At 65.9% G+C, this 16,256-nt stretch carries 13 protein-coding genes; 4 read left to right on the top strand and 9 right to left on the bottom strand.

Annotated elements, in window-relative coordinates:
* Positions 1–29 precede the first annotated feature (29 nt).
* Positions 30–1,847, top strand: a complete 1,818-nt coding sequence (locus tag CEF10_RS11695; RefSeq protein ID WP_101068350.1) for a PHA/PHB synthase family protein — start codon at positions 30–32, stop codon at positions 1,845–1,847.
* A gap of 13 nt (positions 1,848–1,860) precedes the next feature.
* On the opposite strand, the gene CEF10_RS11700 is transcribed toward CEF10_RS11695, so the two are convergent.
* Positions 1,861–3,624: a peptidoglycan-binding domain-containing protein gene (locus CEF10_RS11700; RefSeq protein WP_101068351.1), complete on the bottom strand. Its 1,764-nt coding sequence runs from the start codon at positions 3,622–3,624 to the stop codon at positions 1,861–1,863.
* A gap of 30 nt (positions 3,625–3,654) precedes the next feature.
* Complete coding sequence (locus CEF10_RS11705) at positions 3,655–4,875, bottom strand: phenylacetate--CoA ligase family protein (protein WP_101068352.1); 1,221 nt, start codon at positions 4,873–4,875, stop codon at positions 3,655–3,657.
* Between the two features lie 128 nt (positions 4,876–5,003).
* Between CEF10_RS11705 and CEF10_RS11710 the strand changes: the two genes are divergently transcribed.
* On the top strand, positions 5,004–5,855 hold the full coding sequence (locus tag CEF10_RS11710) for a hypothetical protein (RefSeq protein ID WP_157933023.1): 852 nt from the start codon (positions 5,004–5,006) through the stop codon (positions 5,853–5,855).
* A gap of 69 nt (positions 5,856–5,924) precedes the next feature.
* Here the strand turns inward: CEF10_RS11710 and CEF10_RS11715 are convergent, their stop codons facing one another.
* From CEF10_RS11715 to CEF10_RS11745, 7 genes are all read right to left on the bottom strand, one after another.
* A complete protein-coding gene (locus CEF10_RS11715; protein ID WP_101068354.1) occupies positions 5,925–6,749 on the bottom strand; it encodes an ABC transporter ATP-binding protein in 825 nt (274 codons plus the stop codon).
* A gap of 112 nt (positions 6,750–6,861) precedes the next feature.
* A complete protein-coding gene (locus CEF10_RS11720; protein WP_101068355.1) occupies positions 6,862–8,145 on the bottom strand; it encodes an ABC transporter substrate-binding protein in 1,284 nt (427 codons plus the stop codon).
* Between the two features lie 82 nt (positions 8,146–8,227).
* On the bottom strand, positions 8,228–9,304 hold the full coding sequence (locus tag CEF10_RS11725) for a branched-chain amino acid ABC transporter permease (protein ID WP_101068356.1): 1,077 nt from the start codon (positions 9,302–9,304) through the stop codon (positions 8,228–8,230).
* A gap of 1 nt (position 9,305) precedes the next feature.
* Positions 9,306–9,563, bottom strand: coding sequence for a hypothetical protein (locus CEF10_RS11730; RefSeq protein WP_101068357.1), 258 nt, complete (start codon positions 9,561–9,563; stop codon positions 9,306–9,308).
* A gap of 4 nt (positions 9,564–9,567) precedes the next feature.
* Positions 9,568–10,554 carry a branched-chain amino acid ABC transporter permease gene (locus tag CEF10_RS11735; protein WP_101068358.1) on the bottom strand — a complete coding sequence of 329 codons (987 nt, stop codon included), beginning with the start codon at positions 10,552–10,554 and terminating at the stop codon, positions 9,568–9,570.
* A 77-nt stretch (positions 10,555–10,631) separates the two neighbouring features.
* Positions 10,632–11,444, bottom strand: coding sequence for an ABC transporter ATP-binding protein (locus CEF10_RS11740; RefSeq protein ID WP_408638467.1), 813 nt, complete (start codon positions 11,442–11,444; stop codon positions 10,632–10,634).
* A gap of 5 nt (positions 11,445–11,449) precedes the next feature.
* A complete protein-coding gene (locus tag CEF10_RS11745) occupies positions 11,450–13,423 on the bottom strand; it encodes an AMP-binding protein (protein ID WP_101068360.1) in 1,974 nt (657 codons plus the stop codon).
* A gap of 198 nt (positions 13,424–13,621) precedes the next feature.
* Here CEF10_RS11745 and CEF10_RS11750 point away from each other — a divergent pair, with 198 nt between their 5' ends.
* Together CEF10_RS11750 and CEF10_RS11755 are read left to right on the top strand one after the other, a co-directional pair.
* The gene (locus CEF10_RS11750; protein WP_232796483.1) at positions 13,622–15,535 is read left to right on the top strand and encodes a hybrid sensor histidine kinase/response regulator; all 1,914 of its coding nucleotides are present in this window, start codon (positions 13,622–13,624) and stop codon (positions 15,533–15,535) included.
* Positions 15,532–16,233 (top strand): response regulator transcription factor, encoded by a 702-nt coding sequence (locus CEF10_RS11755; RefSeq protein WP_101068362.1) that lies wholly within the window; start codon positions 15,532–15,534, stop codon positions 16,231–16,233. The genes CEF10_RS11750 and CEF10_RS11755 overlap by 4 nt, the downstream gene beginning before the upstream one ends.
* The last annotated feature ends 23 nt before the right edge of the window (positions 16,234–16,256 follow it).

The raw sequence follows: 16,256 nt of genomic DNA on the forward strand, positions 1-16,256 counted from the left end.
GGAAAGACCCGCGCCCCAAAGAGGCGACGATGAACAAGCACGACCCAGACACCAGAACCGCGGCCGCCGACGGCCACAGCACGAACGCCACGCCGGCGGGCCCAACCGAGGCGACACCCGATCACCCTTACCAGAACCTGGACCGTGCCCTGCGCGGGGCGTTGGCACATTTCACCGCCGGCGTGTCGCCCTATGCCACCGCCAAGGCCTGGACCGATTGGGCGATCCACCTGTCGCGCGCGCCGGGCCGGCAACTGGAACTGGCCGAACGCGCGGCGTCGAACACGCACAAGCTGTGGGCGCACGCGATGGAAAGCATGATCCCGGGCCAACAGGAGGCGGGCAAGCCCCCCTTCGCGCCGCGGAGCCATGACCACCGCTTCACCGATCCGGATTGGGCCAAGCCGCCGTTCAGCCTGTGGCAACAGGGTTTCCTCGCCGCGCAGGACTGGTGGGACCACGCGGCCACCGAGCTGCGCGGGATGGACCCCAAGAACGCCGAGCGGACGCGCTTCATGCTGCGCCAGCTTCTGGACACGGTCTCACCCTCCAATTTCCCGGTGACCAATCCCGAGATCCTTCGCGAAACCGTGCGGTCGAACGGGCGCAACCTCATGCGCGGGGGCACCAACGCGTTGCGCGATTTCGTCAAGGATGCCGCGCAGGTGCCCGCGCCCGAGCCAGAGGGCTACGAGGTGGGCACCGACCTGGCCTGCACCCCGGGCGAAGTCGTTTATCGCAACGACATCATGGAGCTGATCCAGTACAGCCCGCAAACCGATGCCGTGCACCCCGAACCCGTGCTGATCGTGCCGGCGTGGATCATGAAATACTACATTCTCGATCTGAGCCCGCACAACTCGCTGATCAACTGGCTTGTCGGCCAGGGCTACACCGTGTTCGCGATCTCCTGGTGCAACCCGACGGCTGATCAATCCGAGTTGTCGCTGGAGGATTACCGCAAGCGCGGGGTCATGGCCGCGCTTGATGCCGTGCGGACCATCGTACCCGACCAGCGCGTGCACGCCTGCGGCTATTGCCTGGGCGGCACGATCCTGTCCATCGCCGCGGCGACCATGGCGCGCGATGGCGACGACCGGCTCGCCTCGATCACCTTTCTGGCCGCGCAAACCGATTTCGCCGAAGCCGGTGAGCTGCTTCTCTTTGTCGATGAAAGCCAGGTCGCCTTCCTCGAGGACATGATGTGGGACCAGGGCTTCCTCGAGCAGGAACAGATGGCCGGTGCATTCCGCGCGCTGCGCGCCGAAGACCTGATCTGGTCGCGCGCGGTGCGCCGTTACCTTCTGGGCGAAGAGGACATGCCGACCGACATGGGCGTTTGGAATGCCGACGCGACCCGCATGCCCGCGCGGATGCACTCGGAATACCTGCGGGGTCTCTTCCTGGAAAACCGCCTGACCGCCGGGCGGTTCGCCGTGGAAGGGCGCGTGATCGCGCTCAGGGACATCTCGGCGCCGATGTTCGTCGTGGGCACGGAAACGGACCACATCGCGCCGTGGCGCTCGGTCTACAAGACGAAGCTGTTCACCGATACCGACATGCGCTTCGTGCTCACCAGCAGCGGTCACAACGGCGGCATCGTGTCCGAACCGGGCCACCCGCGCCGCCACTACCGCGTCGGACACCGGGAACCGGGCGCGCTTTACATGGATCCAGACACCTGGCTGGCCCGCCATGAGCCCATCGAAGGCTCATGGTGGCCCGAATGGGCCGACTGGCTGCACGCGCGGTCCGGTGCGCCGACGACGCCGCCGCCAATGGGCGCAAGCGAGGCCCGCTATCCGCCGCTGGGGCCCGCGCCGGGCACCTACGTCCTGCAGAAATAGGGGCGGGGGCCGCTCAGCGGCCCTCGATGGCCGCTGTCATCAACCGCACCATGGTCATCTGCGAGACGTAGCCGGTTACGTCAATGTCGTTGCCGCGCTGGAAATCGCGGATTGCCTGGCGGGTCTTGTCGGTGAAGTTCCCGTCCACCCCGCCGGGATCCAGACCCATTTGCTGAAGGCGCTTCTCGATCAGCAAGCGGGCGACCTTCGTGGCGGCGACCGTACGTTCCTCGGCCTTGGCCTGGGCGACGGTCGTCGGGGCCTGCTGCTGCTCGGTGAGCGCCTTCAGGCGGCGCAGCGCCTGCGGGGCGAAGCGGCTCTGCGGGTAGGCGTTCAGAAACGATCGGTAGGCGTCCACGGTGTCGGTTTCGCGCGCGTCGTGCCAAGCGCGTTCTTCTTGCGCCTGCGCGATCTCGGACAGACGGGCGCGGGCCTGATCGGCATGGGGCCCGTCCGGATACCGCTCGAGATAGGCACGATAGCTTTCGGCGGTGTCCGCGTCCCGCGCATCGCGCCAGGCGCGCCGCTCCTTGCGGCGGTCTGCCTCCTCCTTGTCCGCCTCGATCTCGGCCAGCCGCTTGCGGGCCTCCTCGGCGTGCAACCCGTCGGGGTAACGGTCCAGATAAGCACGCAGCCCGGCCTCGTCACCGCCGCGCCCGGTTTCGCGCCAGTAGGCGTTGTCGCGCCGGCGTTGCTCTTGCTCGATTTCGCGTTCGCGCGCACGGGCCTGGTTCCGGATGCGGCTTATCTGGTTGCCGGTCAGATAGCCGGTAACGTCGAGGCCCTGATCGCGCTGCCATTCCTTGATGGCCGCCCGCGTGCCGGCGCCGAAGATCCCGTCGATGGCTCGGCCGTAGAACCCGAGCGTCTCGAGGTCGCGCTGGATCTCGCGCCTTTCCGACCGGCTCAGGCCCAGCGCCCGTTCCGTGGCCTTCGCCTGCCGCTCGGGCGCGCCCTCGAGCCAGTCGATGCGCTCGCGCGCCTGCTGCCTGTGGCCGCCGGAGCGATAGGCGGCGAGATAGGATTGGTAGGCCGCGATCGTGTCCAGCGCCTGCGCCGCCCGCCAGTACCCCTTTTCGACCAGTCGGGCAGGATCCACCCGGTCCACCGCCCCCATCAGGCCGACCTCGGCCGAGGTGAAACCGGAAAAGGAGACGGACGACGGCGCGCGGTTCGCCGCGGCCGCCAGAGAGCGGCCCGGTGCCAGCAGCCGGTCGCGCAGCACCGGCACCAGATCATCGAAGGGGCCGGTGACATATGTCACGCGTGCATCCTGCGTGAACGGGCCCAGCCCCGGCGACAGCCCGGCCCCCAGTGTCCGCGGATCGCGCCCGGGTGGGATCAGCACGACGGGGCGGCCCTTTGCCTGTGCGGCGAGGTCGGACAGCATGGTCATCGACAGCCCGGTGGCGGCAACCGAAACCCGCGTGGCGCCGAAGGCTTCGTCGGACAAAAGCCAGCTGTCGCGGGGGCCGTGGGCGAAGGGGCCGGACAGCACCAGGACCAGGCGATCGACCTCGTCCTGCTGCAGGGCGTTCTCAAGTGAAAGGGCGGCGCGGCGGAGCGCACGGGCATCGCGGGTGTCGGGCTCGATCACCCGGAAGCCGGAGGCGCGCAGCGGCTCGACGAAATCCCTCGATGAAGCCTCGGCGTCTCCGCGGAAGAAACTGGATTGCCCGCGGTCCGCAAGGACGAGCGCCATGTCCTCGGCACGGGCCGGCTGCAAGGCGAGAATGAGGATGGCCGCACAGGCGACCAGGCAGGTCATGACGCGCATGCCGGTTCCCCCTTCGGGTTCGGATTCGGATCACCCGTAGTCGCGCCTATCCTCTATCACTTTGCCGTCGTTGGGAAGGCTGCCCTTCGCGACGATCTCGACCCGGCCCTTGAGCTTGAGCGCATCGGTCACGGAGGCGGCATAGCTTTCCGGGTCGCCACCGTCGGCCTCGATCTGCACGGTCATCACGTCCATCTCGCCCTCGCGGTCGGCGATGACGCGGGCGCGTGCGATCTCGTCATGCCGGGCCACCAGTTGCGCCACCTGCTCGGGGCGAACGAACATGCCCTTGATCTTGGTGGTCTGGTCGGCGCGGCCCATCCATCCCTTGATGCGCATGTTGGTCCGGCCGCACGGGCTTGTCCCTTCCAAGACGGCGCTCAGGTCGCCGGTGGCGAAACGGATCAGCGGGTAGTCGGGGTTCAACGTGGTGACCACGACCTCGCCGACCTCGCCCGGCGCAACCGGATCCCCGGTGCCCGGGCGGACGATCTCGACGATCACATGCTCGTCCACGATCATCCCGTCCTGCGCGGAGGACTCGTAGGCGATGTTGCCCAGGTCGGCGGTGGCGTAACACTGCAGGCAGGTGATTCCGCGGTCGGCGTATTCCTGCCGCAGCGAGGGGAACAACGCCCCGCCGCCCACCGCCGCGCGGGTGATCGAAAGCCGAAGGCCCATTTCGTCGGCCTTGTCGAGAATCACCTTCAGGTAGTCCGGCGTGCCGGCATAGGCGGTCACCCCGAGGTCGGCGGCGGCCCGGGCCTGAAGCTCGGTCTGCCCGGTGCCCGCGGGCAGCACCGCCGCACCCACCGCCCGCGCGCCGGATTCGAAGATCATGCCGGCGGGCGTCAGGTGGTAGCCGAAACAGTTCTGCACGATGTCGCCCTCGCCCACACCGCAGGCGTGCAGGAAACGGCCCATCCGCCACCAGTCGTGCTCGCCCCCGCCGGGTTCGTAGATGGGGCCGGGCGACTGGAAGAGATGTGCGAAATCGCTGGCCGGCCGCGTCGTCAGCCCGCCTAGCGGCGGTGCGGTACGCTGCGCCTCGCCCAGGTCCGACTTGCGCAGAACCGGCAAGCCGGCCAGATCCCCGATTGTCATGACGCAGGCGGCATCGGTGCCTGACAGGCTGTCGCCGTAACCCTCAAGGGCCTGCGCGCGGGCAATCTGTTCTGGCAGGGCCGTGGCGATGGCATCGGCACGCGCTTGCGGTGTGCGGGTCTCAAGATCGTCGAAATACTGGGTCATGCCTTTTCCTCTGCCCGCTGTTCGGGGTTGCGACAGCTTGTCCGGTTGCTTTGGGGTGGCTGGGCCGACACATGCTGTATGCGATTGCATACAAAACTGATCCGACGTTTCCCAACACATTGCTGCCCATGACCCGTTCCGACACCACACAGGCCATTGACATGGCCGAGATCGACCGCCGCATCGCCTTTCACGACACCGAACAGATCATGGAGGTCGATTTCTCGGATTTCCGGTTCGACACCTCTTACACGGTCAACGCCGTCTACGACCGGCTGGAAGCGCGCATCGAAGAGACCGGCGAGGACCTGTGGTTCTTCCTCGTCAACCTCAACGGCACGCGGATCGACCCCGAGGCATGGACGGCCTATTCCCGTCGCGGCCGGGCGCTCAACCTTGCCCACTCCATGGGATCCGTGCGTTTCGATGCCTCCGACGAGACCCGCGAACAGATCCTTCGCGCGGCCAACACCGAGGCCTTCGACCCGAACCTGTTCTCCGACCGTGATGCGGCGATTGCCCGGTTGGCCGGCCTTCCCGGCAAGCGGCGCAAGCGCGTCGTCCATGACCCGAACTATACCCTGTCCGACTTCGTGCGCCGGCTGTCCTTCGACGACACGACCGTGATCATGGACGTGGATTTTTCCCATTTCACGTTTCACCACAGCCGCGACGTGGACGATTTCTATGATTACATCGAAGAGCGCATCAAGGAGACGGACCGCAAGTGGTTCTTTCTCGTGAACCTCAACGGCTGCCGGATCCTTCCGGCCGCCTGGGTGCGCTATGCGCACCGCGGCAAGCGCCTCAACGAGGCGGCGTCGCTGGGCACCGCACGCTTCGCCGCCGGCTCCGAAACCGCCGAGGACATCCGCCTGCGCGCCGAGACGCAGGGGTTTCGCCCCAACATCCGCAACACGCGGGACGAGGCGCTGGAACTGATCGAGGAGATGCGCGCGGAAATCCTCGGGCGTTGTTGACCCAAAGGGGCGCCGCACCCGGAATCGGCGATCGCGCATGATGACATCCGACATACGGGCACCCCGCGGTCAGCTCAGCCACCGCTTGCGGCGGCGATAGCTGCGGACGTCGCGGAAGCTGCGCCGCCCTTCCTCGGACATGCCGAGGTAGAATTCCTTCACGTCCGGGTTCTCCCGCAGGTCATCGGCAGGACCGTCCATCACGACACGGCCCGATTCGAGGATGTAGCCGTAGTTGGCGAACCGCAGGGCGACGTTCGTGTTCTGCTCGGCCAGAAGGAATGTGGCCCCCTCGTTCTCGTTGAGGGTCTTGACGATGTTGAAGATCTCCTCGACCAGCTGCGGCGCCAGCCCCATGCTGGGCTCGTCGAGAAGGATCGTCTCCGGCCGGCTCATCAAGGCCCGGCCGATCGCCAGCATCTGCTGCTCGCCACCCGAGGTGTAGCCGGCCTGGCTCCTGCGGCGTTCCTCCAACCGCGGGAAATAGCTGTAGACAAGCTCGAGGTCGGCGTCGATGTCGGCCTTCGAGGCGCCGCGCGTGTAGGCGCCCGTGAGCAGGTTTTCCTCCACCGTCAGGTGTTCGAAGCAATGGCGCCCCTCCATCACCTGGATGACGCCCTTCTTCACCAGATCGGTCGGCGCAAGGTCCTGCACACGTTCGCCCCGATAAGTGATCGAGCCCTTCGTGACCTCGCCGCGTTCCGATTTCAGAAGGTTCGAGATCGCCTTGAGCGTCGTGGTCTTGCCGGCCCCGTTGCCGCCCAGCAGCGCCGTGATGCCGCCCTTGGGCACGCTCAGGCTCACGCCCTTGAGCACGAGGATGACGTGGTTGTAGATCACCTCGATGTTGTTGACCTCGAGCAGCGTCTCTTCGGTCCGTCCTGCGTCCAGCATTCCCGTGCCTCCTGGCGGGCGGGCGGCGTGTGGCCAAACCCCGTCTTCATCTTGCCAAAGATACTCAGGCCCCCGGCCGCCGCGGGTGCCGCGGCCGGGGATTGCGATGCGATCACTCGCAGCGCAGCTCGATGTCGTTTTCCTCGGCGTAGGCCATGGAGTCTTCCTTGATCAGTTCCTGGATGATTTCCTGGTCCGACTGATAGTAGTCGGTGATCAGTTCGAACTCGCCGGCCTCCGCGTTCCACTGCGACACGGCGCCCATGCCGTCACCACCGTGGTTGGCGCAGGTGACCTCGAACTCGGGACCGAAGTTGGGCAGGCCCAGCGCGGCCATCTTCTCCTCGGTCATCACCAGGTTCTCCATGCCGTCGCGCATCTGCTCCGGGGTGATATTGCTGGTGTCGTGCATCTCCTGCGCGGTCTTGATCGCCTCGGCGGCCAGCATCGCCGCGTACATGCCCCGGTTGTAGAGCACCGAGCCGATCTGGTCGCCCGCGCCGGCGGCCTTGCCGGTCTCCACGACATATTCCTGAATGTCGTCATAGACGGGATAGTCGTCGCCGAGGTTGTGGAAGGTCAGTGCCTTGTAGCCATCGGCGTCCGCGCCGGCCGCCTTGACGTCGTTCTCGGAGCCCGACCACCAGATGCCGATGAAATTCTCCATCGGATAGCGGATGTTCACCGCCTCCTGGATGGCAACCTGGTTCATGACGCCCCAGCCCCACATGATCACGTAGTCCGGGCGTTCGCGCCGGATCTGCAGCCACTGCGACTTCTGCTCCTGGCCCGGGTGATCCACCGGCAGCAGCGTCAGGTCGTAACCGTGCTTCTCGCCGAGTTTCTCGAGCGTGCGGATCGGCTCCTTGCCATAGGCGGAGTTGTGGTAGACAAGCGCGATCGACTTGCCCGAGATATCGCCGTCGTTCTCGTTGAGAATGTGGGTGATCGCGTGGCTCGCGCCGTCCCAGTAGTTCGCCGGGTAGTTGAACACCCACTCGAACACCTCGCCGTTCTTGGCCGAGGTGCGGCCGTAGCCCATGGTGTGAAGCGGGATGCCGTCGGCCGAGGCCTTCGGGATCAGCTGGTAGGTGATGCCGGTCGACAGCGGCTGGTAGACCAGCGATCCGCCACCCTTGGTCGATTCATAGCATTCCACGCCCTTCTCGGTGTTGTAGCCGGTCTCGCATTCGACGAGGTTGATCTTCTCGCCGCCGATGCCGCCGTCGCGTTCGTTGAGCAGCGTGAAGTAGTCCTGGTAGCCGTCCGAGAACGGGATGCCGTTCGCGGCATAGGGGCCGGTGCGGTAACTGGTATCGACGATCTTCAGTTCCGCCAGCGCCGGTGCGGCCGCCATCAGGGCCGCTGCGGCTGCGGTGAGCAGTTTCAGTTTCATCGGTTCAGGTCCTCCCTTGGTCGTTGTCCGATGGTTTCAGGTGCCGGGGTACGCCCGGTCGTGCTTGTCGCTCGCGCCCTGCCTAGTGCGGGAAGGGCCAAAGCCTCAGTTTTTCCTTCGCGACGCGCCACAGCTGCGCCAGCCCGTGCGGCTCGGCCACGAGGAACGTGATGATCAGCCCGCCGACGATGACCAGCTCCAGATGCGCGGCCAGGTCGGTGGGCCAGCCGAGACCGCCCACCAGCACGTTCTTGAGAAAGACCGGCAGCAGCACCAGGAACGCGGCCCCGGCAAAGCTGCCGAAGATCGAGCCGAGCCCGCCGATGATCACCATGAAGAGCACGAGGAACGACTTGTTGATGCCGAAGACCTCGCCGACCTCGACCGCGCCAAGGTAGACGGCGAAGAACAGTGCGCCGGCGATGCCGATGAAGAACGAGCTGACAGCGAAGGCGCTGAGCTTGGCGCGCAGCGGGTTCACGCCGATGATCTCGGCGGCGATGTCCATGTCGCGGATCGCCATCCACTTCCGGCCCGCCATGCCGCGCGTCAGGTTGCGCGCGATCCAGGCGCTCGCCACAAGGAAAACCAGGCAGAACATGTAGGCGGCCCAGGCCGTCGTCTCCGCGCCGGTGACGGTGATGCCGAAGAGCGTGCGTTCGGGCGCGCTGATCTGGCCGGAGGCCGAATAGTTGTAGAACCACGGCACGCGGTTGAACAGCCAGACCAGGAAGAACTGCGCCGCCAGCGTGGCAACGGCGAGGTAGAAGCCCTTGATCCGAAGGCTGGGCAGGCCGAACAAAACGCCGACTGCGGCGGTTATGCCACCGGCCAGAAGGATGTGGATGGCGATGCTGACGTCGGGAAAGCCGGTCATCAGCTTGTAGCAGGCATAGGCGCCCACCGCCATGAAACCGCCTGTGCCGAGGCTGACCTGCCCGCAATACCCCACCAGGATGTTCAGCCCGATCGCCGCGATCGAGTAGATCAGGAACGGCATGAAGACCGCGTTCACCCAGTAGTCGTTGATGATGAACGGGATGACAAGGAAGGCCACCGCCAGCGTGACGTAATAGCCGTAGCGGTCGAACTTGATCGGGAAGGTCTGGCTGTCCTCGGTATAGGACGTCTTGAAGTCCCCTGCTTCGCGATAGAACATCTCAGACGACCTCCTCGTGGAACGTGTTGTTGTCTTCGTCTTTCACGGCCCGGTTCGGCCGCTTGGCATAGCCCGTGTCCTCGGCGTGACGCACCAGCCAGAAGTAGGCGAGCATCCCCACGCCACCGCCCAGCGCCGCGAGGACCGCCGCGGTAACCATCTGAACGGTCTGATCGGGCTGCGCCGTGAGCGCGAGGTAGCCGAACGCCCAGAACCCCGACCAGGCGACGACATTGGCGATGGCGATCAGCTTGCGCATCGCGTCATACCCTCTCGATGATCTTCTCGCCGAACAGGCCCTGCGGCCGGAACACGAGGAAGATCAGCGCCAGCACGTAGGCGAACCAGTTCTCGGTCGCGCCGCCGACCAGCGGGCCGACGATGAACTCGAACAGCTTCTCGCCGACGCCGATGATCAGCCCGCCCACGATGGCGCCGGGGATCGAGGTGAAGCCGCCCAGCATGAGGACGGGCAGCGCCTTGAGCGCGATCAGCGACAGCGAGAACTGGACCCCCGATTTCGTGCCCCACATGATGCCGGCGACAAGGGCGACGAAGCCTGCCAGCGACCAGACCATGATCCAGATGAACTTCAGCGAGATGCCCACGCTCAGCGCGGCCTGGTGGTCATCGGCGACCGCGCGCATCGCGCGGCCGTGCTTCGAATACTGCGCGAAGATCACCAAGGCCGCCACGAGGACCGCGGCGATGCCGGTCGCCCACAGGTCGAGGTTGTCGATGAAGAAACCGTAGCCGAACAGGTTGTAGGTCACCTCGTCGATCGTGGTGTTGATGCCCTGCGGCAGCCCGACGTCGAGTTCCTTGATGTCGGCGCCCCACATCATGTCGCCCAGACCTTCCAGGAAATAGGCAAGCCCGATGGCGGCCATGAACAGGATGATCGGCGGCTGGTTCACCAGGTGCTGGAAAATCAGCTTGTTGACCAGCCACGCCAGCAGAACCATCACCCCCATCGTCAAGATGATCGCCAGCCATGCCGGGACGTGCCAGCCGAAATGGTGGATCTCGGTGCCGAAGGTGGCGTTGATCAGGTGGCTGAAGGGCACCTGCCCTTCCATGATCCCCACCAGAGTCAGCGCCGCGAACAGCGCCATGACGCCCTGCGCGAAGTTGAAGATGCCGCTGGCCTTGAAGATCAGAACGAACCCGAGCGCCACAAGCGAATAGAGAACCCCCGTCATGAGGCCATTGAGAAAGACCTCAATTCCCCAGATGAACTGTTCAGGCATTGGCGGCCTCCTCCCGCAGAATTCTTCCGAAGAAACTTGCCGAAAGTTTTTCCGAAAACTCTTGGCACCCTCCGAGATCAGTCATGGGCCACCCCCAGGTAGGCGTCGATGACGTCCTGGTTGGTGCGGACCTCGTCGGGGGTGCCGTCGCCGATCTTCTTGCCGTAGTCCATGACGACCACACGGTCGGAAAGGTCCATGACCACGCCCATGTCGTGCTCGATCAGCGCGATCGTCGTGCCGAACTCGTCGTTCACGTCGAGGACGAAGCGGCTCATGTCCTCCTTCTCCTCCACGTTCATGCCGGCCATCGGCTCGTCGAGCAGCAGGATCGACGGCTCCGCGGCCAGCGCCCGCGCAAGCTCCACCCGCTTTTTCAGCCCGTAGGGCAAACGCCCGACCGGTGTCTTGCGGATGTGCTGGATTTCCAGGAAGTCGATGATCTTCTCGACGGCCTCGCGGTTGGCGACCTCTTCCGCTTCCGCCTTTCCCTTCCAGGCCGCCTGCGCCAGCAGCCCCGCCTCCATGTGGCGGATCCGGCCGGTCATCACGTTGTCGAGCACGCTCATGCCCTCGAACAGGGCGATGTTCTGGAACGTCCGCGCGATTCCCTGCCGGGCGACCTGGTAGGGTTTCATCGGCGGTCGCTTCTCGCCCAGGTACCAGACCTCGCCTTCCTGCGGCTTGTAGAACCCCGATATGACGTTGAGCATCGAGGACTTGCCGGCCCCGTTGGGCCCGATGATCGCGCGGATCTCGCCCTGCCGGATGTCGAAGCTGATGTCCTTGATCGCCACCACGCCGCCGAAGCGCAGCGTGATGTTCTTCATTTCCATGACGACGCCGCCGATGGTGCGGCCGTCTTCCGTCACGTAGCTGTCGCCGGTCATCTCGTTCATTCCGCGGCCACCTTCCTGCTCTCGACCGGCACCACCTTGGCGTCGCGGATTTCCAGCGTCGCGCTGATCGACCCCTTGCGGCCGTCCTCGTAGGTCACCTCGGTCGTGGTCGAGATTTCCTTCGAGCCGTCATAAAGGGCCTCGATGATGTCGGCGTATTTGTCGGCGACGATGTTGCGGCGCACCTTCCGTGTGCGCGTGATCTCGCCGTCGTCGGCGTCCAGTTCCTTGTGCAGCACCACGAAGCGGTGGATCTGGCAGGCCGACAGCATCGAGTCCTCCGCCAGGCTGCGGTTCACCTCCTCCACGTGGTCCTGCATCATGTCGAGGACCTTCGGATGCCCGGCCAGCTCCTGGTAGGAGGCATAGCCGATGTTGTTGCGCTCGGCCCAGTTGCCCACGGCATTGAGGTCGATGTTGATGAAGGCCGTGCATTGCTCGCGCCCGTCGCCAAAGGCCACGGCCTCAAGGATGTTGGGGAAGAACTTCAGCTTGTTTTCCACGTATTTCGGGGCGAACAGGCTGCCATCGGCCATCTTGCCCACGTCCTTGGCCCGGTCGATGATGCGCAGGTGGCCGGTGTCCTCCTCGAAGAACCCGGCGTCCCCGGTGGCGACCCAGCCGTCGGCGTCCTTCGTCTTGGCCGTGCTTTCCTCGTTGCGGTAGTAGTATTCGAACACCCCGGGGCTGCGGTAATAGACCTCTCCGGTGTCGTCGATCTTGAGCTCCACGCCGGGGGCCGCCACGCCGACGGTGTCGTTGCGCACCTCGCCGTCGGGCTGAAGCGTGATGAAGACGCTGGCCTCGGTCTGACCGTAAAGCTGTTTCAGGTTGATGCCCAGGCTGCGGTAGAACTCGAAGATCTCCGGTCCGATCGCCTCGCCGGCGGTGTAGCCCACGCGCACGCGGCTGAAGCCCAGGGTGTCCTTCAGAGGTCCGTAGATCACCAGGTTGCCCAGGGCGTACCTGGCGCGGTCCCACAGCCCGACCGGCTTGCCATCAAGGATCGCCGGGCCGACCTTTCGCGCGTGGGCCATGAACACGTCGAAAAGCCACTTCTTCAGCCGCCCCGCGTCCTCCATGCGGATCATCACGTTGGTCAGCTGCGTCTCGAACACACGCGGCGGCGCGAAGTAATAGGTCGGGCCGATCTCGCGAAGGTCGGTCTGCATGGTGTCGGGGCTTTCCGGGCAGTTCACGCAGAACCCGCACCAGTACGCCTGCCCGACCGAGAAGATGAAATCGCCCACCCAGGCCATCGGCAGGTAGGCCAGGACTTCCTCGCGACGGGTCAGGTCGTCGAACTCGGCCGATGACCTGGACGACTCGATGATGTTGCGGTTGGACAGGACCACGCCCTTGGGCTTGCCAGTCGTACCGGAGGTGTAGAGCATCACGCAGATGCTGTCGTAGTCCAGCTTCTCGCGGCGCGCCTTGAGGTCCTCGATGAATTCCCAGTAGGCGGCGCGGCCCTGTTCCTGGACGTCCGCGAAGATGTGCAGCTTGTGGTGGTCGTATTTCCGCAGCCCCCGCGGATCAACGTAGATCATGTGTTCGAACTGGTGGAGCTCGTCCTGGATCTCGATGACCTTGTCGACCTGCTCCTGGTCCTCGACGACGGCAAAGCGCGCGCCGCAATGCGCCATCACGTAGGCCATCTCCTCGGCCGCCGCATCCTGGTAGAGCGGCACGGGGATCGCGCCGACGGACTGCGCCGCGACAAAGGTCCAGTAGAAATGCGGCCGGTTGCGGCCGATGATGGCGATGAAATCGCCCTCCTCCACGCCGAGGTTGATCAGGCCCAGCGCGAGCGACTCGATCTCTTTTTCGGCTTCGGCCCAGGTCCAGCTTTGCCAGATGCCGAATTCCTTCTCGCGGTAGGCCGGGCGCCCCCCGAATTCGGATGCGTTGCGTTTCAGCAGCGCCGGAATGGACACGAATCCATCCGCCGCCCGTGACGACTGTGCCAAGTTATCTCCTCCCCGTGTCCGCAAAGCGAACCTTGCACGCCCCGCGGCGATTCCTCCGGCCTCAAGGGTGCGCGGATCACGCTCGGCGTCAACTTTTTCCTGAAATTTGCCCAATCCTAACGAATTGTAACAGCGCGTGAGGCGCGTTTTGCCGGCGCAGGCTTCCGGTGCTAGCAATTTTCCGGCAAGGATAGCGCGATGACCCAGACACCCCCCGCAACCCACGCCATGACGATGGCCGGGCTGAACCTGATCCAGCAGGCGCTGACGATCTATGACCGCGACCTGCGGCTGGCGCTGTGCAACCAGCGCTTTCAGGAGATGTTCGATCTGCCCGACCGACTGGTCACGCCCGGCGCCGCGTTCTCGGACACGATCCGCTTCCTCGCGAAGCGCGGCGACTACGGCGACGTGGGCGACGTCGAGGCCTTCGTGGACGCGCGGGTGCAACAGGCCCTTGCCTTCGAGCCGCATTACATGGAACGCACGCGCGCCAACGGGCGCACGATCAGCGTCGAGGGCTCGCCGTTGCCGCAGGGCGGATGGGTCACCGTCTATACCGACATCACCCGCACCAAGCGGCAGGAAAGGCTTCTGCGGGCACGCTCCGAGGAACTCTCGGACCAGCTTCTGAGCTACTCCGAGGAACTCGCCGCGACCAACCGGCAGCTGGAATCCACGATCACCGCGCTGGAAGAGGCCAAGCGCCAGCTGACCGAGATGGAAGCACGCACGCGGCTGACGACAGAAATGATGCCGGCGCACATCGCGCATGTCGGCGCCGACCGGCGCTACACCTACTCCAACCGCCGGCTCAACACGGTGCTGCCGGGCAGCCGCTCCGAGATCGTCGGATTGCCGATCGAATCCGCGCTCGGCCCACAGACCCACGCGGCGATCCGGCCCCACCTCGACGAAGCTTTCGCAGGCAAGCCGTCGGTCTTCGAGTTCACGCACGAGGCCAGCTCGCGCCGGATCCGCACGGCCTTCACCCCCGACGACACCCAGGGCGGCGTCTACATCCTGTCGATGGATGTCACCGAGGAGGCGCAGACGCGCGCCGCCCTGCAACAGACACGCCGCCGGGAAATGGCGGCGCAGCTCACCTCCGGGCTGGCCCATGATTTCTCGAACCTTCTGACGATCATCCTCGGGATGCAGGCCAAGCTGGCGCGGATGGAGCTGCCCGACGACGCCGGTGCGCTGATCACCGCGACGCAGGCGGCCGCCCGACGCGGCGGCGGGTTGCTCGACCGCATCGCGGACATGACCGGACCGCGCGAACACACCCCGGCGCCGGTCCATCTTCCGGGGTTCCTGGGTGATCTCGAGACGCTGGCACGCTCAACCCTGCCCGAAGGCGTGGATTTCATCGTCCAGAACCTTGCCGGCGCGGAGCGCGTCCTCCTGGACGCGGGAATGCTGCAGGATTCGTTGCTGAACCTCGTCATAAACGCGCGCGACGCATGCGGCACGCGCGGCACCGTCACGCTGACCACCCGGATGCTGCGGAACACCTGGATCGAGTTCGCCGTCGAGGACACCGGCACCGGGTTTTCCGAGGATGCGCTGAAACACGCGCTCGAACCCTTCTACACCACGAAGGGCGGCGAGGGATCGGGGCTGGGGCTGGCCACGGTCTACGACACCACCAAGCTGGCAGGCGGGCAGGTCACGCTGTCGAACGCCGGCACCGGCGGGCGCGTGACGATCCGCCTGCCACTGCGGCTGGCCGATGCGTCGGCCAGCCCGGGCATGATCCTTCTGGTCGAGGACAGCCCCGACCTGCGCGGCACCGTGCGCGACATGCTGCGCGAGGCCGGCCACAGCGTCGTGGAAGCCGCCAGCGCTCCCGAGGCGCTCAACCTGCTCGAGGACCTTCCCGAGATATCCGCACTGGTCTCCGACATCACGCTCGAGGGCGGCCAGACCGGCCTCGACCTGCTGGGGGCGCTTCCGGCCGGCCGCTGCCCGGCCCTGCTGATGACGTCGCTGCCGCCGGACGACCCGCTGCACCGCCGGGCCGCCGCGCGCGCGCCGGTTCTGCGCAAACCGTTCGACGCGGCACAGCTGAATGCCGGTCTGGTGCGGGCAGGCGCCGGGGCGACATGACCGCGCCGCTGGTGACGATCCTTGACGACGAGCCCGCGATCCGCACGATGTTGTCGGACGCGCTGGAGGAGGCGGGCTTTCGCACGCAGGCGTTCGGACGCGCGACCGAGTTCGAGGCCATGCTCAAGGCTGCCACGCCGGACGTCTGCCTCGTCGACCTGTCGCTGCCCGACCGCAACGGGCTGACCCTGGTGCACCAGCTCGCGCTGGAACAGGGCGCGACGGTCATCATCATTTCCGGCCGGGCCGAGGTGCAGGACCGCGTGACCGGCCTTGAGCTGGGCGCGGACGACTACATCATCAAACCCTTCGACCCCGCCGAGGTGGTCGCGCGGATCCGCGCGCGGTTGCGGCGCGGAAGCACCGCGCCGGCCACCGGTGAAACCGCGCGTTTCAACGGCTGGGCGGCGCATTTCGACCGCTACGTGCTCGAGGACGACGCCGGGGCCGAGACACCGTTTTCCCACGCCGAAGGGCAGGTTCTTCGGCTGTTCCTGGAGCGGCCCAAGCGGCTGATCTCGCGGCAGGCGATGCAGGAGGCACTGGGCGGTGCCGCCGGCGAAAGCTTCGACCGGGCAATGGACGTGCGCATCTCGCGGCTGCGGACCAAGCTGCGGGAAGACCCCCGCAACCCGCGCCTTATCAAGACGATCTACGGCGCGGGGTACATCTTTCTGGGCGAGGTGATCTGGAGCTGACGCGCGCCCGCCCCGCCGGCCTG

It is taken from the genome of Roseovarius salinarum, from assembly GCF_002834145.1.
In the GTDB taxonomy this organism is placed as follows: domain Bacteria; phylum Pseudomonadota; class Alphaproteobacteria; order Rhodobacterales; family Rhodobacteraceae; genus Roseovarius; species Roseovarius salinarum.